The following is an 18,671-nucleotide window of genomic DNA, read 5'->3' as shown; positions in this document are numbered from 1 at the left end:
TCATCTAACACCATGACATCAAATCACGGGCAAGTCTTTATACCTATAGAAGGAAAAATAAATCAGTAAGGTTTAGTAATACATAGTAACGCAGAGTTTTTGGGCGTAATAATTTGAATATTGGAGATGAAAAATATGGAGTTGATCAAACCTCCAGACAATCTGGTGAGTTGATGATCTACCCTAGGGGGGAGTAAGAATAAAGGGATTAAATACCATGAGTAATCTGGGAAAAAAAAGATTAGAAGCTGCTTTGGCCATCGCTACTTATGCTATTGGTAGTGGGACTGCTACGGCTGCGCCAACCCCTGGTGTGGAAATACCCAAACAAATTGTCTTAACTGCATCAGATGTTGCCATGTACACGACCATCTGGAAAATTTACTTTCATGAAGATTTGTCCAGGAAAGGAATTGTAGAAATGTTATCGGAGTTGGGTTTAGTCACCTTAGCTGCTACAGGTACAGCTTATATTGTTAGCAAAGCAACTACAGCCATTGTCAGTGAAATAGCTGATTGGTTAGGGTTTATGGGATGGGGCGTGAAAGCGGCGATCGCTAGTTCAATTACTGGTATATTTGCTGCTACGTGGGCTATATATTGCGATCGCTTGGCTGCGGAAAAGGAAACACAACCAGTGTGATGAATCAATGTATTTCCCAAAACCAGGCTCATATTTCATCTTTAAAAGTATCTTCTTCAAGACTAGATGTTTCTTTGTTTTTCTGGAATTTAGTCTTGACTTCCGAGATAGTTTCCTCTGCTTTTTCCGTAGTTGTTTGAGCCAAATTTTTAACTTGATCAACAGCCTTTTGGGAGCGGGCTTTTAGAGAAACTTCAAAATCTTGTTTTGTTTGTTCATAGTCATTTTGAATAAATTCAGTGGCTTGATTAATTTTTCCACTCAATCCTTCGGCATATTTTTGAGGATTTTGCACTGCTTTTTCCAAGACAATAACGCGCTTATCGCCGACGCTAGAAATCATAATTGGTTCAAGTAAATAGATCCCTTCCATTAGGCCTTGCAAACCACTAGGAGAAAACATATATTTAACGACACTTCCCGTTTCCACATTCAAGAGAAAATCCTGGATTTGTCCGACTTTTTTACCAGCATCTGTCCACACCTCACTCCCAATCACAAATTTCACGGATTCCGGGATTGTCGAGGTGTGATCATCCTCATCCCTAACTAAAACGCTATCTTCGCCAATGGCTTCAATTTGTTTCCAGGTAAAGGTTTTGTGTTTACCACCCAGCCAACCAGACTTACAGGTTAGTCCCACAACTGATTGGGCCTGACTATCTAGTAAAAGCCTAGAAACACGACCAACTTCCTCTGCCGTTTGCCGATCCAGCACCAGGCGATTTAGCAACTCACTTTGCTTTAAAGCTTTAGATAGCGTAGACATCCTTAAAGCCCCTACCAACGATTGATGATAATATTATACTGATGATTTACCATATAGGTCTGATTATCCAGCATTGATAAATCATTAGGGCAATCTTCTATTAATTTTCTTAGCGATTCGTTTATTTTCCCAACTACAATGCAAATATTTTTAATTCTTGCCATCTTAGTAGCATTATTAGCAGTAGTGTTTGCATTTCAAAATGCTGTTACCATTAGCGTTGCCCTATTTGTGTGGAATTTTGAAGCTTCACTAGCCATCGTACTCATCCTCACTCTAGCTATGGGAATTATAGTAGGATTATTAGTATCAATCCCTAATGTAATTAAACGAAATCTGAAGATTGCTAAATATAAGGTAAAAATTGCAGATATAGAGGCAGAATCGAATAGGCATTTAGAAATAATCAATCAACAAAGACAAAGAATTGAAAACCTAGAAAGGCATTTCAATTTAAGAGATAATAATTAATTTTATATAATTTAAGCTTAATAAATATCAAATTTATGAAGATACCAAACCAGGAGTATTTTCATGATTGAAGCCTTGACTACGAACTTGATTCTTTGTACTTTCATTGATTAATAAAGGCAGTAAAGCGCCACCGCTAATTACAGCACTATCCACAATACTCATAGGGGTAATTTTTAAAATCTGTCTCAAGGTTGGGATAGCTATAGCTAGGAGTTGGATCGCAAAAGAACCTGTGATAGCCGCATTTAAGTAGGGATTATTTGGGATTTTCTCTTGACTAAATATGCTATGTTTTTCCGAACGGCAACTAATAGTATGTAACAGTTGCCCAGTTGTGAGGGTCATACAGGCAACAGTACTTGCCCTGGCACCAATGCCATATCTTAGGATGGCGTAACCGTAGGCGGCTAGGGTACTTGTAGATAGTATTGTTGATTCAAAGATAATTCTGCCAAAGTCAGAATTTTTGATGATTGGTTCATGGGGATTGCGGGGTGGCTGACTCAATACGTCCGGTTCTGGTGCTTCCATTGCTAAGGACAAACCAGGGAAAACATCAGTGACTAAATTCAGCCATAACAGTTGCATAGCATTCATGGGTTCGCCTAAACCTGCGGCGGTGGCGGCGGTCATGACCATGATTTCGCTGAGGTTAGTAGATAAGAGGAAATGTACAGATTTTCTGATGTTGTGGTAAATTGTTCGTCCCCGACTGACAGCAATCATCATGGTTTCTAGTCGGTCATCTTCCAAGACAATATCTGCAACTTCACGCGCGACATCGGTTCCTCCTTTACCCATCGCTACACCTACTTGTGCGGCTTTGAGTGCTGGTGCATCGTTAATTCCATCGCCGGTCATGGCGACTACTTTACCTGCTGCTTGCAACGCCTGGACAATTTGCAGTTTATTACTAGGGCTAATGCGGGCAAAAACGTTCACTTTGTCACAGAGTACTGTTAGTGCTTCGGGGGTGAGATTGTTGAAGTTAGTGGAATCGAGAATTTCTATTTGGTGATCTTGACTTAAATTTAACTCTTTAGCGATCGCATAAGCTGTGGGGCTTTGATCGCCGGTAATCATGACTGTATCAATACCTGCTTGATGAAAGTCTCCAATTAATTGTTTTGCACCTTTTCTAATGGGGTCTGCCATTCCCACCAAACCCAACCAAATCAGGTCTGATTCATGATTATTGCCATTATTTAAATCATCAACATGGTTGTAGGCTAACCCCAACACCCGCAATGCTTTTCGGGCCATGCGATCATTGGCAAGTTCAATGGCCTGCCTGTTTTCTGGTGTTAAAGGTACTAATTGCCCATTTTCTAGTCCCCATTGACATATTTGTATCAGTTCGCTGGGGCTACCTTTAACGGCTATCAACTTGGGGCGATCGCCTTTGGCACTGCGCGAAGCGCAATCGCCTGTTTCATGAATTGTACTCATGAGGTTGCGATTTTCCGATCGCAGGTTGCTTCCCCGCAGTTGATATTTTTGTCTCAGGTCCATAACATTCACCCCGGCGCTAATGGCCATGTGGATTAAGGCATTTTCTGTGGCCGAACCTGTAACCACATACTCACCATCATTCTCTTGACTGACTTCACTTTCATTACACAGTACTGCTACATGAATTAGCTTTAACAAGTCATCGCTGCTATGGGGATTGATATTTTCTTCTTGTACTGTAATTTGTCGGGTGTTGGTGTGTATTTCTACCACCGACATTTTGTTTTCTGTAATTGTCCCAGTTTTATCCAAGCAAATTGTCTGTACAGAACCCAAGGCTTCCACAGCGCTGAGAGTACGAACAAGGACATTATTCTGCCTCATATCTTGGATACCTAAAGCTAGAGTCATGGTGGCAATTGTGGGTAAACCTTCCGGAACCGCAGCCACTGCAAGGGATATACATGATTGCATCATGGTGAGTACACCATATCCCCGCAGTACTCCCAAACCAAAAACCAGACTGCACATTCCCATACCAATTAAAACTAGTTGACCTCCCACTTTATCAAGTTGTTTTTCTAGAGGTGTGTCTGTAGCAATAGCCTCACTAATTAATTCCTGGATTTGGCCCATTTCTGTAAATTGGCCAGTAGACACAACCACAGCTAGCCCTTGTCCGCCAGTGACTAAAGTACCCTTATAAGCCATATTTAGACGATCAGCTAACGACACATCTTCACCCAGGAGAGATGCCGTATTTTTTGTCATAGGGATACTTTCGCCAGTTAGGGTAGATTCATCAATAGTTAAGTTATCTGCTTCTATAAGTCGGGCATCTGCTGCTACATAAATACCTGATTTGAGCAATAAAATATCTCCTAAAGCCACATTTTCTGTAGGGATTTCTATCTGCTGACTATCTCTAATTACCCAAGTTAATTTTTGCTCTCGACTGTTGAGAGAATGAATAATTTTTTCAGAATTAGTTTCTGTGGTGTAACCAATTATGGCATTCAGACCCACAACGCCCATAATCACTACAGCATCAATTACGCTGCCAGTTAGTAAAGAAATACCCGCAGCCGACCCCAGTAAAGCCACTGGCAGAGATTTAAACTGTTCAATTAAGATATGCCAATAAGAACGTTTTGATATTATAGATAAAATATTAGGGCCATATTTCGTCAGATTTATTGTGGCAGACTCACTAGATAATCCTGATATCTTGGAAGTATTTAATTTATGGATAACGATATCTGCTGCCATTAAATGCCAATCGTTTTTTGGTTGTCCGAGGGATTTAATAACAGGTTTTTTTGGTGGTCTTAAAGATTTATTTAATTGTTTTTTTGGAGTTGAATTAATTTTTGTTTTAAAATCTATAACAATATTGTTAATTATTAATGTTATGGCATTAAACCTGATTTTATCTGTAAAAAACACCAAAATATTGCTGGTTAAGGGATTAGCAGAAACTGAAATTATTTCCGGGTTACTTGCAAGCGATCGCTCCAGATATTTTTGCAAAGATGGTGACTGATATAATTCTTTTACTTTATATCTAGCTCTGCCTTTGACAGCGGTGTGTATTGCTTGAATCACAGCCAAGTTTGCTCCTAATAATGCCCTCAAAATATAGACATTTTGTAATTTATCTACCCAATTTTAATTATAGAGACTAAAAATAAGCTCTGAATATTTTTACTGTTAAGACTTACAAATACTCAAAGCAATTAGCTAGTATTCAGGTATATATAAGCGCTATATTTTGTCGTTATTGTTAAGTTTTATAAAAGCATCAAAGGCAAACCAAGCCAATATATACCAGGGAATTTCTTCAAATTTTAGTCCCTGTTTGATCAATTGTCCGATAGCAAATAAACCCAAAGCTAGAGGCGCTAGCAACCGCAAATCAGCAACACCGTTTGTCATGCGGTTGACATCGGCGTTGATGTCTGACATCAAATTTTCTAAATCTTGGGCTATTACAGATTTACCATCTGTGAAAGTCTGTTGGCTAGTTCTAGAACTAAATTTTTCCCGACCGTTGGTAGTCAAATCGGGATTTACTTCTGCGGCTATTCGTTCTAAAGCCTCGCTAGCTTCTGTCACTACTTGACCCATCCTCGCCGATAAAGCCATACCTTCTTGAATGGTGGTTCGGATTACAGGTTGTTTTACAGCTTCTGCAACAGGAACAATTAGAGGTGAAAAAATTATTGTTGCCAGATTATCAACAATTTCAGGTATATTAGCATCTTGCGAGTCTAGGGTAGATGACATCTGCAAATCTTCTCCGGGAGTAGGGCATTAATATACAAGATTGATGAAATTTTTCTTGATTTACATCAGCCTAAAGTCGCAAAATTTAGATCCTATACGTTTCATCAGTATAAAAACTCAAGGTGATGATAGAGCGATCGCAGATGCAAAAATCCCTCATCTTTCTCATTTTCTAGACCCTAGTCTCTCTATGGGTAGACGTGGAAGAAAGACATTTCGCAAAGTTCCACCTCTAGAGTCACGTAATTTATCACAAATATCCGTAATAGTGAAAAAGGGCTTTACTAGCTCTGATAGATTATGACTAGTAGTTGGTCAAATTGAACAATCAGGACTAAAGTCCTAACTACGAACTTGATAGAAAACGAACATACATCAAAGAGTAAATAAAATGACAACTTCTACAAACCGTGATCAACAAGTTCAACAACTGCGGGAAATAATGGCAGATATTAACTGTGGTATGTTAACTACAGTTGACCAAAATGCTCAATTACACAGTTGTCCTATGTGTAAAAGTGGTGAAATTAGCTCTGATGGCGCACTGTGGTTTTTTAGCTATGCACATTCCCAGAAAGTGAACGATATTCAACATAATCAACAGGTTAATGTGAGTTTTACATCACCTGATCAGCAGCGATATATTTCTGTGTCAGGTACTGCACAACTAGTAGAAGACCGCAATAAAATGCAAGAAAAATGGCAGCCAGAACTTCATACTTGGCTCCCCAAGGGACTAGACGAACCCGATATTATTTTGCTCAAAGTGAATGTTCATCAAGCTGATTACTGGGATAGTGCTTCCAGCATTCAGCCACAAAAAATTAAACTGTAAAGATAGACAAATATCTTTCCTGCTTCCCTAGTTTTTTCACATCAGTCTCACTCTAGAAGTATAGTTTATGCCTTACCAAAAGATTGAAGACTTACCAGATACAGTCAAAGATAACTTACCTAAACACGGTCAAGAAATTTTTCGGGCTGCATTTAATAGTGCTGAAGAACAATACGCAGAAGAAGAACGGGCTTTTCGTGTGGCTTGGAGTGCGGTAAAACGTGATTACGAAAAAGATGATGACGGGCATTGGCATAAAAAACCAGACTAAATGTGAACTACTGCTGAGATTCTGCTCTCACAGTAGTTTGCTACACTTGAGCCTTGATTAAATCATCCTTGTAAAAAATAAGTTCCATCTTAAGTTAGAAGTCTGACAAAATATTAATAGTTATTTTGCTTAGTAGCAGTAGTAGTAATGGAGCTATCCTGAGAACTCTCAAATCCAAAGGTAAAACTCAAGATTATTACTTAAAATTTCAGAGTTCTTAGGTTATTTACTTCTGCTAAGAATAGCAATAGCACAAATAGAAATCGCCCCTAAATGTGATGATATTAGGGAGATTGTACAGAGCTTTGTCTGGCATAGCGTCCCATCAATTCTACTGCATCTAAAACATGACCTTTCATAGCTGCCAGGACTTCAGCTTTACTAGCTCCTGGTGGCAATCCTAGCAATTTATCAAGGGCATAAAGTTTGAAAAAGTAACGATGGGTGCCGCTAGGTGGACAAGGGCCACCAAAACCCAACTGACCAAAATCATTTACCCCTTGAACACCGCCACCAGGTAAATGAGATTCTTGTGTTATGCCTTCTGGTAGGTGACGCAGATTAGCTGGTAAGTCATAGACCACCCAGTGAGTAAAAGTCTGCTTGGGAGCATCCGGGTCTTCCATCAGCAAAACAAAACTCACTGTACCCTCAGGTGGACTATCCCAACTCAGAGGAGGGGAAATATTAGTATCATCGCAGGTGTATTTAAAGGGAATCGTCCCACCGATGAAAAAAGCCAAGCTTTGTAGTTCCATACGCAATTACCAATTCATTTCGTAAGTTTGAATTTCTTCACTCAGCACTTTTTTTGTGGTTCACCTTGGGGAAGAGGATTTTCTAGATGTTGGTTTAAGCTTTCAGCCATTTCAACAGCCACAATAATCAATTGCTGTTCCATTGTTCCGTAGCCTCCCTCATCACTAACCTTTGGGTAAATGTGGGGATTGGATAGCATCGCCGCCAGCAGTTGGGATGCAGTTTGTTTGAGTTCGTTAACTTGTGAGTTCACACGCTTATTCCCTCCAGTCTAATGGTGGTTCAATTAAAGTCTGATTAGACTTGCCAGCGCGAACACCTGGCTTATCTACAATTTTGACGGTGCTGGCTTGGGGGCCTTCCTCTCCCATTTCTAGGGAAAAATGTACACCCGTACCAATTCCTAACCGTTCAAAATCGTCATGCAGCACACTATTACGGTGAAAGTAGATTTCTCGACCATCCAAAGTTTTCAAGAAACCATAGCCCCTGTCGTGAAATAGCTTGGTGACCAGTGCCGTTGTTTCCTGTTCTACCTCTTGATTCTGGGCGCGATGGCTTTCCTGCTGACGCTCACTCAATTTGATTAACTGCTGACGTGCAGCATTAAAAGCATCCCGAATTACTGCATCTAAAGGATCATATTGATTACTCTCTCCGGGATTACTTTCTGCGACAATTTCGTGACCCGGTGGGACGGTCATATCAATTCTGACTCGGTAGGGTGAACCGCTACGTGGGCGATCATGTGTCTTTTCAATGGCTATATGACAGCTATTGATGTAATTACAAACAAGCTCTAATTTGGCAATTTTTTCTTGAATTAAGCTATCAATCGCATTTGTTTTCTCGACATTACGATAGGTAATTTCTGGTGAGATTTTCATATTTTTGTCAAAATTTCAACAGACTACTAAAAAAAATCAATCTTGATATTCCCTAAGACAAAAGCTTGTCTATGTACCAAGGGATAATGGTTGATGGTTAGTTTCAGACTTTGCTAGTAGGTGGCGGACTTGATCATCTGTAGTTTGGGGAAAGTCTGTGTACCACATACCCACACTATAAAAAGGACTGGGTGTGGCAGCGCAGACAATTTTGTCTACAGCCGTTGCTAACTCTTGGCAGGTTTCAGTTGTAGCCACAGGCACAGCAATCACTATCTGAGCAGGGTGTTGTCGGCGCACAGATGCCACGGCGGCCCACATGGTTGCACCCGTTGCTAAACCATCATCTACCAAAATCACGGTACGTTCTCTTAAATCAGAGAAGGGGCGATCGCCTCGATAAAGTAGTTCCCGGCGCTCTAACTCTCGTTCTTCTTGCACGGCAACTCTGGCAATCATGTCATCGGAGATATTCATCTGGTTGACGATATGTTCATTAATTATCCGCACGCCACCAGAAGCGATCGCCCCCATTGCCAGTTCTTCTTGTTCCGGTACACCCAGTTTGCGGACTACAACCACATCCAAGGGCGCTTTTAATGCTTTGGCAACTTCAAAGGCCACAGGTACACCACCTCTGGGTAGTCCTAATACGATTACATCTGAGCGATTAGCGTAATCTGCTAACTCCCTGGCCAAAGTTTGACCTGCGGTTGTTCGGTTTTTAAATAACATGGTGTCATGCTCCTGATTTTGGCTCAGAAAAGAGCTTTTAGGTATTCACACACATTTCGTCCTTGACTTCCTAATGCAAATATAGGGATTGATTTATTCTCATCTCAACTGATCATAGAAAGTTATACATTCTCTGTCCTCTGACTAACGAGGCGACATAACCGATCTACCCTTCTATCTAATGGCAGAGTTATTGATACACAGAAATTTCATACTGAGTTTGTAACAAATTCTGTAACAGCACTGCGATTTGAACTAGCATTCGTCTAAATTGGTGAAAAATCTCCGGGTAATCCCTGAATGAAGGGGTAATTTTGTTCAAAGATATACGTGACTATCAAATTCTATTTCTGAGCTTGTTCCTTGTCTTGGGAATTGGTACCAGAGATTGGACACTGCGTCCAGAATTAATCGGGGTAGCGATCGCCACTTGTTTATTTACTCAGTGGCTATTGTCCCTCGTCAAGACCAAGATCATCAAATGGCAAGACCCAGAGATAGTAATTCCCCTGAATCTCCGCAGTGCTTTGATTACCTCATTGGGACTCAGCCTACTTTTGCGGTCTGACCATTGGACAACAATGGCCTTTGCAGCTGCTAGTGCGATCGCTAGCAAATTTCTGTTGCAAGTTAATCATAAGCATTTTTTCAATCCCGCCAATTTTGGGATAATTACCGCCTTAGTTTTGACCCCCGATGCTTGGGTTTCACCAGGACAGTGGGGCGAGCAATGGTGGTATGGGTTGTTATTTGTGGGGACTGGCGGCATGATTTTACAAAAAATTGGTCGCTGGGATACTACAGCCGCTTTTTTAAGTACCTACTCCTTACTAGAAGCAATTCGTAACCTTTACTTGGGTTGGACTTGGGATGTTTATGGACATCGCTTGATGAGTGGATCTTTGCTGTTATTTGCTTTGTTTATGGTTACCGATCCCCGGTCAATTCCCAATAGCCAAGTTGGGCGTGTAGTTTGGTCAGCATGTATCGCCATTTTGACATTTATTTTGCGGAATTATTTCTTTGTTTCCACAGCAGTTTTCTGGGCATTGTTCGCCCTAGCCCCATTGAGCATCCTGTTTGATGTTCTCTGGTCAGCCCCAAGATTTACTTGGTTAGGAAAGCCAGACAATAATTCGGCAATCAGTATTTAATAATGAGGCATAAAATGAAGCGATTTCAATTGATAATTCCTTTACTGGTAGTAGTTATATCTGTGTTGTGCTTTGCGCCGACAGCTTGGGCATTCTGTGGATTTTATGTTGCCAAAGCTGATGCCAAATTATATAACAAAGCATCTCAGGTAATCATTGCACGGGATGGCGATCGCACTGTGTTGACAATGGCCAACGACTTCCAAGGCGAAGTTAAAGATTTTGCTATGGTAGTACCTGTCCCCACAGTGTTGCAAAAAGAGCAAGTTCGTGTTGCCCAACCTCAAATAGTTGAGCGCTTGGATGCTTTTAGTGCGCCGCGATTGGTAGAGTATTTCGATACAGATCCTTGTACCCCAGCAGTTTACGAATCTGTCATGCCTCAAGCAGCACCTAGCCCAATAGCAAAACAAGGGAGTAGGAGAAACAGTGATGCTAGCTTGGGTGTCACAGTTGAGGCGCGTTTTAATGTTGGTGAATACGACATTGTAATTTTGAGTGCTAAAGAATCTGGTGGACTAGAAACTTGGCTCAACCGTAACGGCTATAAAATTCCGCGAGGGGCAAAACAATTACTTAATCCTTATATTCGCTCCTCCATGAAATTCTTTGTTGCTAAAGTCAACCTAGATAAATTTGAACAATCTGGTTATCAATTTCTCCGTCCTCTGCAAATTTATTATCAGTCACCAAAATTCATTTTGCCAATTCGTTTGGGGATGATTAATGCCACTACCGAACAGGATTTGATTGTCTATATTCTTTCGCCCAAAGGTGAGGCAGAAATCACTAATTATCGAACAGTGAAAATTCCTACTAATGCCAACATTCCTATATTTGTAAAAAATGAATTTAGTGACTTTTATAAGTCCATGTTTCAAACTTCTTATACAAAAGAAGATAAGAAAGTCGCCTTTCTCGAATATGCCTGGGATATGAGTAATTGTGACCCTTGTTCTGCCGACCCCTTGAACCCAGAAGAACTGAAGCAGGCAGGTGTATTTTGGCTTGATGATAATTCAGCAAATATACCAAATTCTCCTAACTTCCGTCGTCCATTTCCCACCAGTAATGTTTTTATCACTCGTCTGCATATCCGCTACACCCGTGATAAATTCCCAGAAGATCCAATTTTTCAAGAAACTTCTAACCGCCAATCGTTTCAAGGGCGTTATGTCCTCCAACATCCGTTTACAGGTGAAATGAATTGTCAATCTGGCAGAGAATACCAACGGTCTTTACCCAAGCGTTTTGAACAAGAAGCGCAGACGCTAGCCAAGCTCACCAACTGGAATATTCAAGACATTCGCCAAAAAATGAAGTTAAGTGTGGGTAATTTGACTAATTCTTGGTGGCAAAATTTCTTATTGTGGTTGAAGTTATAGCCTATTGACAGCGCTAGGCTTGAATCTGGTAGTGGACTGACAAGCCTAAAATGGTGTGATAAATATAACTCTTGTAGTGCGGGCATCTTGCCTGCACCGGACAGCAGGTGTGTACTAGGTTTTCTGTTTCTTCTAAGGTTTTATAAGAATCTTTGGTTAGGGAAGTTAAACATGAGACAATATCACGGCACAAGGTGATTTTCTCGCCCTTGATTTCATCCAAAATACTGAAGATATCCTTGCTTTGTTTGCCCACTCCCAAATCGTCATGGTTGAATTCGATGCCAAGCTACGTAACTTAGTTACCCAAGCCTGTGGACACCCACCTGGAAGCCCTCAGCGTCAGAAGTTGCTGACACAAATTATTCGTCTAACTGCCAGGAGACTTTGGCGAGAAGGTACTCCTTACTATCAAGATGCACTACAACAAACTTGGTTGTATTTCTGCCGCAACGTTTGTGATGGTTTGACAGGCCAAACTTATGACCCCAGCTATGGCAGTGTAATTACCTGGTTGAATGCTTATCTTAAACGCAGACTACAAGACTTTTACTTAGATCAAAACCGAGTAAAAGCCACAACAGTTTCTGTAAAGCCTCATAAGTCTCATGGGGGTGAAATGATTGACCCTGTAGATAATTTGCCAGCTAGCCCCCAAGCACCTCCTATTCTGGACAACTTGGAAATATGGGTAAAAACAGATTTGGATGGAGAATTACGGAGTACTCACATTAAAGGTCATCCAGATGTAAATTGCCAGGTGCTAATTCTCAAACGTTTACCCCCAGAAGTTAGCTGGAAAGAATTATCTATAGAATTTGGGCTGCCAATTCCTACTTTAAGTAGTTTTTATCAGCGTCAGTGCCTACCGCGTTTACGTAATTTTGCGGCGCAAGAAGGGTTGCTATAATTTTTTATTCTTTAATTATTCATGTCTAAAAATAGGGGCTTTTGGGCAAATTTTGGAGTTGTCAGGCGCAAAACAAATAAATTATTACATTTATTTTTATACTTTTTCATCACTGTGCTATGCATTATCGGTTCACCTGTGCTGGCACAAGTTTCTAGTACTAACAAAGCTTTATCTCAATTAATGATCGCCTACGCTCCGCCGCAAGCGATCGCCTCTACTTCTATTTCTCTTTTTCAACAAGGCAAAGTATTATACGATACTGGTAACTTTGCCGCAGCAGTGCAAATATTACAGCAAGCAGCAGCAGAATATCGGCAACAAGGAGATAACCTCAAATTAGCTACCACCTTGAGTAATTTATCTCTGGCTTACCAACAACTTGGTGCCTGGACTGAAGCACAACAGGCAATTACAGACAGCTTAAATTTACTTAGGGGGCAGACTCACAGCCAGAATTTGCCAGTATTTGCTCAATCCTTGGATATTCAAGGTCGCCTGCAACTGGCAATGGGGCAAACAGAGGCAGCTTTAGCCACATGGCAACAGACAGCAGCAATTTACAAACAGACAAATAATTATAACGGCGTAGTGCGATCGCAAATCAATCAAGCACAAGCATGGCGAACCCAAGGATTTTACCGTCGGGCTGTAGATATTCTAGAAGCAGCAACCAAACAGTTAGCATCTCAACCAGACTCCAGAGAGAAAGCATTAGGATGGCGATCGCTCGGTGATGCTCTTTTGGTATCAGGGGATCTAGAAATATCCGAAAATGCTTTACAACAAAGTTTAAAGATTGCTCAACGCTTAAAATCTGATGCTGACATAGGCGCAAGTCTTTTGAGTCTGGCAAATAACGCCAGGACAGGACAGAAAAAACAAAAAGCAATTAACTATTATCAACAAACATTTCAAATATCTCCCTTACCCCTGACAAAAGTCCAAGCACAAATTAATCACCTCAGCCTGCTAATTGAAGACCAACAACTAACACAAGCGCAAGGATTAATCCCATCAATTCAATCTCAACTCACCCAACTCCCTCCCAGTCGCGCTAGCATATACGCCCAAATTCACTTAGCGCAAAGTTTAATGAAATTAAGTATTAGAAATGGAGAACAGGAATCGGCAATATCCCCCCCAGTACCCAATCCCCATCACCTAGCCAAATTACTCGCCACAACTGTGCAACAATCGCGTAATTTGGGCGATCAACGAGCCGAAGCTTACGCGCTTTTGAGTTTGGGTAGTTTGTACGAGCAGATGAACCAGTTGTCAGACGCCCAAGACCTCACACAGCAAGGATTAATTTTAGCTCAGACGAGTCATGCCCCAGAAATTGCCTATCGCTTGCAGTGGCAATTAGGTAGATTACTCAGGGCACAAAAAGATATTCCCGGAGCGATCGCAGCTTATGATACGGCTGTAGATATCCTCAATTCTCTTCGCAATGACTTAGTAGCCATCAATCAAGATGTGCAATTTAACTTTCGGGATAGTGTAGAACCTGTTTATCGCCAATCAGTAGATTTATTACTGCAATCCCCAGACGGAACCCTCAATGACAGCACTTTAAATAAAGTCCGACAACGAATTGAGACATTGCAGTTAGCAGAATTAGACAACTTCTTTCGGGAAGCTTGTTTACAAGGTAATGTAGTATCCCTAGATCAAGTGGTAGACCAAGATAATGTAAATGCTGCCATTTTTTATCCGATTATTCTCCCCGAACAAATTCACGTAATTGCCAAAATTCCCCATCAATCCTTAAGGCATTACAGTACCAATATTAGCCAAACAGAAGTAGAGCAAGCTTTAAACAAATTGCGATATCAGCTGGTTAATCCCTCGGCTACCAATGCCATCAAAAAGCAATCGCAACAAGTTTATAAATGGCTAATTCAACCTGTTGAGTCAGAATTGTCAGCTAGTAAAGTGAATACCTTAGTATTTGTACTGGATGGAGCGTTACGTAATTTACCAATGGCTGCACTTTACGACGGTCAGCAATTCTTAGTAGAAAAATATGCGATCGCTCTCAGCATTGGTCTGCAACTGCAAAACCCCAAACCCTTATTAAGACAAAATCTCAGAGCATTAACTGCTGGGCTAACTCAGCCTCCCCCAGATTACTCCCACTGGTCACCATTGCCCGCCATTAAATCTGAAGTCAATCTCATTGCCAGCGCTGGAGTATCAACAACGAGTCTATTAGATCAGCAGTTCACCAGCAAGGCACTAGAAAAGCAAGTAAATACCACTCCCTACAACGTGGTACATCTGGCAACTCATGGGCAATTTAGCTCTAGTGCCAAAGACACCTTTATTTTGGCAGCCGACGGCCCCATCAACGTCAGACAATTTGATAGTATCCTGCGTAACCGCCATGAAACCCAAGCACAAGACGTAGAACTATTAGTATTGAGTGCCTGCCAAACAGCAAGCGGAGACGACCATGCAGCCTTAGGACTAGCAGGAGCCGCAGTACGTGCAGGGGCACAAAGTACCTTAGCTTCCTTATGGCAAATTGATGATGAATCCACAGCCTTCTTCGTCGGTAAATTTTATCAAGAACTCCACAAAGGCAACATCACCAAAGCCGCAGCCCTACGCCACGCTCAATTAGAATTATTGCAACATCCCAATTACAAAGCACCAAGTTTTTGGTCTACCTATGTATTAATTGGAAATTGGTTATAAGAGGCTAGTACCGCAAGGCGGATCAGGAGTTCATTTCACGAAGGTGCATTAGCCAGCGATCACCATTCAAAGAATTAAGAAAATTATCAGGCAATGACCACAATGGCGTTAAACTCTTATGACGAAGCAGCCCCTAGAGTCAACTTAATAGACCCTGATGAAATTAGCCGATATCCTCAAAGACTCAAATTACAAGCTGTCACAGTTTATGATCGCTGAAATTGAGCAGTTAGAGCAGACGATTACCCTCAAGACAACCAAAAACGGTGAGGTTCCTTATACAATTTGTTTAGTACGCCAAAAGGCGATTAAGCTCACGCCAGAAGAGGCAATTCGGCAATTATATTTACGAGTTTTGCGCGATCGCTTGCACTATCCCCTCAGTCGTATTCAGGTTGAGTATGGGGTAAACTTTGGGCGAGAGGTGAAACGAGCAGCTCTTAGATCAAGCGGATTTGATATATAAACAAGCTGAGGATTTGCTGTTGTCGGAGCTTGGCTTGCAGGACTGGCAACCCACAGAAGAAACAGTTGCTGTCAAGAGTTTTGCTGAGTCATTCCTATCCTCTGGTCGCTTAGACGCTGAATATTACCAGCCAAAATATGATGAGCTTTATGAAACCCTAGAAGTTACTTGTTTAGAGAAGGGATGGGAGCTAAGAAAACTGGGAAGCTTATCATCTCTCTTTAAGTATGGAACGTCTGAGCCATTTGAATATCTTGAGCAAGGAGTGCCTTTTCTCAGAATTGCTGATTTGCAAAAGTACCGATTTAATGAGAAGGACTTAAAATTTATTTCCAAAGAATCTGCTAATCAGCAACAAGCAAATGTCAAAACTGATGATGTTCTAATTTCTCGAAGTGGAACTTTAGGACTAGCTGTTGTAATTCCTGAATATTTAAATAATGCTGTTTATGGAAGTTACTTTATTCTCACTAGACCCGACAAAATATCTATTCTGCCAACCTATCTTGCTCTATATATAAATTCTCTGGTTGGCAAATTGCAAACTGAGCAAGCGAATACGGGCGGTATTCAAACAAATCTGACAATCCCTGTACTTGAATCTTTATTGATAGCTTTTCCTCCTTTGGATATACAGCAGAAGTTCGTTGATAAAGTTAATCAATCTTATGATGCTGAGGACAAATCCAAACAACTGCTAGAAATTGCTAAAACAGGAGTAGAACGGGCGATAGAAACTGATGAAGCAACAGCAACGACTTGGATAAACCAGCAACTTGAAGCCTTGGGGGTAAAACTGACATGATTATACAGGCTGAAGTCAAGAAAACCTATACACCCGAAGAGTATCTCGATTTTGAGGTAAATTCAGATACTCGGCATGAGTATATCAATGGAGAAATAATCCCTATGACTGGCGGCACTCCCGAACATAATGAAATTGCCAGTATTCTTAATGCCGCCTTAAGAGTCAGTTTGAAAGGTAAACCCTACAGTATTTTTGTAGCGGATCAACGGCTTTGGATTCCTGAACGCAAGCTTTATACCTACCCGGATGTTATGGTTGTTCCCCGTCCACTTGAACGTCAACAGGGACGAACTGATACGATTACTAACCCAGTAATGATCGCCGAAGTGCTTTCAAAATCAACCAAAAGCTACGATAGGGATGAAAAATTTTCAGCGTATCGTACCATTTCCACATTTCAAGAATATTTATTAATTGATCAATATACTGCTCATGTTGAGCAATACTCTAAAACAGACTCTCACAAATGGATATTTACTGAATATGACGATCCAGAATCGTATATTTCACTCTCATCGATTCCCTTTGAAATTCGTTTAGCAGATATCTATGAAAGTGTTGAATTTGAGTCATAGTAGAAATTGCTAAAACAGGAGTAGAACAGGCGATAGAAACTGATGAAGCAACAGTCATAACTTGGATTAACCAGCAACTAAAAGCCTTGGAGGTAAATCTGTCATGATTGCTCAACCTCAGACCAAACGGTACACCATTGATGAGTATTTAGAACTGGAAATAGCCTCAGATACACGCAGCGAATATTGCGATGGAGAAATCATTCCCATGACTGGTGGTACACCCAACCATAATGATATTGCTGGAAATTTGTATATTTTGCTGAAATCTGCCCTAAAAAGCAAAAACTACCGGACTTTCTATGTCGATCAACGGCTTTGGATTCCCGATACAAATCTCTATACTTACCCTGATGTGATGGTTCTGCCCAAACCCTTAGAACTTCAAACGGGACGTAAAGATACTGTGATTAATCCCTGCTTTATGGCTGAAGTGTTGTCTAAATCCACCCAAAACTATGACCGCGGTGAGAAATTTGTGGCTTATCGTACTATTCCTAACTTCCAAGAATATCTGCTGATTGATCAATATCGCATACACGTTGAGCATCATATCAAAACAGCTCCTCATCAGTGGTTATTTTCAGAATATGATGACCCAAATGTCACCCTTTGTTTGAGTACCTTTGAGATGCAAATCCAAATTGCAGAACTTTACGAAAATATCGATTTTTCCAACGTTTGAGTGGAATTGCTAAAACAGGGGTAGAACGGGTGATTGAGACTGATGAAGCAGCAGCAATAACTTGGATAAACCAATGACTTGAAGCCTTGGAGATAGAACTGTCATGACGATTACTGCAATAGATATACCAATGGATCGGATTCGTGAGTTTTGTCACAAGTGGCAAGTTACCGAATTTGCCCTGTTCGGCTCTGTCTTACGCGATGATTTTCGCCCCGAAAGCGATATTGATGTGTTGATCGCTTTTTCTCCAACTGCGAAACGGGGGTTAACCGAAACTCTGCAAATGCGCGATGAACTGCAAGCTATTTTTAACCGACCTGTAGATTTGATTGTAAAAGCTGCGATCGAGCGCAGTGAAAACTGGCTCAGACGTAAAAATATTTTGGCATCTGCACAAGTTATTTATGCCGCGTGACCAAGAATTTGTGATCGACATCACTAATGCCATTAGGCGCAGCTTACGCTATGCAAATGGGGTTAGCAAATCAGAACTGGAAACCAATGACGAGAAGTTGTCTGCAATCCTCTACCAAATTACAATTATTGGCGAAGCCACCAAAAGGCTTTCCCCGTCGTTCCGTCAGCAACATCAAAAAATTCCCTGGCGACAAATGGCAGGAATGCGAGATGTGATAGTCCATGAATACGATCAGCTTGATTTTGATGTGATATAGGATGTTGTTGAAAATAAATTGCCAGAACTTTTGAACTTGATTGATTGTTTACTTTAAAGATGTTCAGATGATTTGTGTGTACACCGTAGGCTTGTAGGGAGGGGGTTGGGGTTAGATTCCGTCGAACTGACGTTGATTTAAAGTGACAACTCTCACCGCTAATTGCAAGCAATATAGCGGGAGCATCTCAAATTCAC

Annotated in this window: 22 protein-coding genes; 14 read left to right on the top strand and 8 right to left on the bottom strand. The window is 41.0% G+C overall.

What is annotated here, in order from left to right; all coding sequences use genetic code 11:
• Positions 1–217 precede the first annotated feature (217 nt).
• Entirely contained in the window at positions 218–643 is a 426-nt protein-coding gene (locus tag ACM0OT_RS23140) for a hypothetical protein (protein WP_414566723.1), read from the top strand.
• A gap of 28 nt (positions 644–671) precedes the next feature.
• On the opposite strand, the gene ACM0OT_RS23135 is transcribed toward ACM0OT_RS23140, so the two are convergent.
• On the bottom strand, positions 672–1,412 hold the full coding sequence (locus ACM0OT_RS23135; RefSeq protein WP_414566722.1) for a PRC-barrel domain-containing protein: 741 nt from the start codon (positions 1,410–1,412) through the stop codon (positions 672–674).
• Between the two features lie 138 nt (positions 1,413–1,550).
• Between ACM0OT_RS23135 and ACM0OT_RS23130 the strand changes: the two genes are divergently transcribed.
• On the top strand, positions 1,551–1,883 hold the full coding sequence (locus ACM0OT_RS23130) for a lipopolysaccharide assembly protein LapA domain-containing protein (RefSeq protein ID WP_414566721.1): 333 nt from the start codon (positions 1,551–1,553) through the stop codon (positions 1,881–1,883).
• A gap of 33 nt (positions 1,884–1,916) precedes the next feature.
• Here ACM0OT_RS23130 and ACM0OT_RS23125 read toward each other — a convergent pair whose 3' ends face one another.
• Positions 1,917–4,943 carry a cation-translocating P-type ATPase gene (locus ACM0OT_RS23125; protein WP_414566720.1) on the bottom strand — a complete coding sequence of 1,009 codons (3,027 nt, stop codon included), beginning with the start codon at positions 4,941–4,943 and terminating at the stop codon, positions 1,917–1,919.
• 159 nt (positions 4,944–5,102) lie between these two features.
• Positions 5,103–5,624 carry a DUF5132 domain-containing protein gene (locus ACM0OT_RS23120; RefSeq protein WP_414566719.1) on the bottom strand — a complete coding sequence of 174 codons (522 nt, stop codon included), beginning with the start codon at positions 5,622–5,624 and terminating at the stop codon, positions 5,103–5,105.
• 391 nt (positions 5,625–6,015) lie between these two features.
• On the opposite strand from ACM0OT_RS23120, the gene ACM0OT_RS23115 reads away from it, so the two are divergent.
• Entirely contained in the window at positions 6,016–6,459 is a 444-nt protein-coding gene (locus ACM0OT_RS23115) for a pyridoxamine 5'-phosphate oxidase family protein (RefSeq protein WP_414566718.1), read from the top strand.
• A gap of 67 nt (positions 6,460–6,526) precedes the next feature.
• Positions 6,527–6,730 (top strand): ChaB family protein, encoded by a 204-nt coding sequence (locus ACM0OT_RS23110; protein WP_414566717.1) that lies wholly within the window; start codon positions 6,527–6,529, stop codon positions 6,728–6,730.
• A gap of 284 nt (positions 6,731–7,014) precedes the next feature.
• Here ACM0OT_RS23110 and ACM0OT_RS23105 read toward each other — a convergent pair whose 3' ends face one another.
• From ACM0OT_RS23105 to ACM0OT_RS23090, 4 genes are all read right to left on the bottom strand, one after another.
• Complete coding sequence (locus ACM0OT_RS23105) at positions 7,015–7,488, bottom strand: YbhB/YbcL family Raf kinase inhibitor-like protein (RefSeq protein WP_414566716.1); 474 nt, start codon at positions 7,486–7,488, stop codon at positions 7,015–7,017.
• A gap of 41 nt (positions 7,489–7,529) precedes the next feature.
• Positions 7,530–7,742 (bottom strand): hypothetical protein, encoded by a 213-nt coding sequence (locus tag ACM0OT_RS23100; protein ID WP_414566715.1) that lies wholly within the window; start codon positions 7,740–7,742, stop codon positions 7,530–7,532.
• 4 nt (positions 7,743–7,746) lie between these two features.
• The gene (locus ACM0OT_RS23095) at positions 7,747–8,376 is read right to left on the bottom strand and encodes an HPF/RaiA family ribosome-associated protein (RefSeq protein ID WP_414566714.1); all 630 of its coding nucleotides are present in this window, start codon (positions 8,374–8,376) and stop codon (positions 7,747–7,749) included.
• Positions 8,377–8,445: 69 nt separating this feature from the next.
• Positions 8,446–9,111, bottom strand: a complete 666-nt coding sequence (locus ACM0OT_RS23090; RefSeq protein ID WP_414546245.1) for a phosphoribosyltransferase — start codon at positions 9,109–9,111, stop codon at positions 8,446–8,448.
• A gap of 311 nt (positions 9,112–9,422) precedes the next feature.
• On the opposite strand from ACM0OT_RS23090, the gene ACM0OT_RS23085 reads away from it, so the two are divergent.
• Together ACM0OT_RS23085 and ACM0OT_RS23080 are read left to right on the top strand one after the other, a co-directional pair.
• Positions 9,423–10,265 carry an RnfABCDGE type electron transport complex subunit D gene (locus tag ACM0OT_RS23085; RefSeq protein WP_414566729.1) on the top strand — a complete coding sequence of 281 codons (843 nt, stop codon included), beginning with the start codon at positions 9,423–9,425 and terminating at the stop codon, positions 10,263–10,265.
• Positions 10,266–10,279: 14 nt separating this feature from the next.
• Positions 10,280–11,650 carry a DUF2330 domain-containing protein gene (locus ACM0OT_RS23080; RefSeq protein ID WP_414566713.1) on the top strand — a complete coding sequence of 457 codons (1,371 nt, stop codon included), beginning with the start codon at positions 10,280–10,282 and terminating at the stop codon, positions 11,648–11,650.
• Between the two features lie 13 nt (positions 11,651–11,663).
• On the opposite strand, the gene ACM0OT_RS23075 is transcribed toward ACM0OT_RS23080, so the two are convergent.
• Complete coding sequence (locus ACM0OT_RS23075; protein WP_414566712.1) at positions 11,664–11,906, bottom strand: hypothetical protein; 243 nt, start codon at positions 11,904–11,906, stop codon at positions 11,664–11,666.
• A 12-nt stretch (positions 11,907–11,918) separates the two neighbouring features.
• On the opposite strand from ACM0OT_RS23075, the gene ACM0OT_RS23070 reads away from it, so the two are divergent.
• The 8 genes from ACM0OT_RS23070 to ACM0OT_RS23035 all read left to right on the top strand — a co-directional run bounded on the left by ACM0OT_RS23070 (position 11,919) and on the right by ACM0OT_RS23035 (position 18,474).
• A complete protein-coding gene (locus ACM0OT_RS23070) occupies positions 11,919–12,560 on the top strand; it encodes a sigma-70 family RNA polymerase sigma factor (RefSeq protein WP_414566711.1) in 642 nt (213 codons plus the stop codon).
• Between the two features lie 21 nt (positions 12,561–12,581).
• Positions 12,582–15,263: a CHAT domain-containing protein gene (locus ACM0OT_RS23065; RefSeq protein WP_414566710.1), complete on the top strand. Its 2,682-nt coding sequence runs from the start codon at positions 12,582–12,584 to the stop codon at positions 15,261–15,263.
• A 208-nt stretch (positions 15,264–15,471) separates the two neighbouring features.
• Positions 15,472–15,729 carry a type I restriction enzyme HsdR N-terminal domain-containing protein gene (locus ACM0OT_RS23060; RefSeq protein ID WP_414566709.1) on the top strand — a complete coding sequence of 86 codons (258 nt, stop codon included), beginning with the start codon at positions 15,472–15,474 and terminating at the stop codon, positions 15,727–15,729.
• Positions 15,719–16,534 carry a restriction endonuclease subunit S gene (locus ACM0OT_RS23055; RefSeq protein WP_414566708.1) on the top strand — a complete coding sequence of 272 codons (816 nt, stop codon included), beginning with the start codon at positions 15,719–15,721 and terminating at the stop codon, positions 16,532–16,534. Before ACM0OT_RS23060 ends, ACM0OT_RS23055 begins: the two co-directional genes overlap by 11 nt.
• Positions 16,531–17,112, top strand: a complete 582-nt coding sequence (locus ACM0OT_RS23050) for a Uma2 family endonuclease (RefSeq protein ID WP_414566707.1) — start codon at positions 16,531–16,533, stop codon at positions 17,110–17,112. Before ACM0OT_RS23055 ends, ACM0OT_RS23050 begins: the two co-directional genes overlap by 4 nt.
• A gap of 103 nt (positions 17,113–17,215) precedes the next feature.
• On the top strand, positions 17,216–17,797 hold the full coding sequence (locus ACM0OT_RS23045; RefSeq protein WP_414566706.1) for a Uma2 family endonuclease: 582 nt from the start codon (positions 17,216–17,218) through the stop codon (positions 17,795–17,797).
• A 103-nt stretch (positions 17,798–17,900) separates the two neighbouring features.
• Positions 17,901–18,215 carry a nucleotidyltransferase family protein gene (locus ACM0OT_RS23040; RefSeq protein ID WP_414566705.1) on the top strand — a complete coding sequence of 105 codons (315 nt, stop codon included), beginning with the start codon at positions 17,901–17,903 and terminating at the stop codon, positions 18,213–18,215.
• Positions 18,205–18,474, top strand: a complete 270-nt coding sequence (locus tag ACM0OT_RS23035; RefSeq protein WP_414566704.1) for a DUF86 domain-containing protein — start codon at positions 18,205–18,207, stop codon at positions 18,472–18,474. Before ACM0OT_RS23040 ends, ACM0OT_RS23035 begins: the two co-directional genes overlap by 11 nt.
• Positions 18,475–18,671: the final 197 nt, after the last annotated feature.

The sequence above is a fragment of the Anabaena sp. CCY 9613 genome, assembly GCF_963920895.1.
Lineage (GTDB): Bacteria > Cyanobacteriota > Cyanobacteriia > Cyanobacteriales > Nostocaceae > Cyanocohniella.
This window is presented reverse-complemented; position numbering and strand designations above follow the sequence as displayed.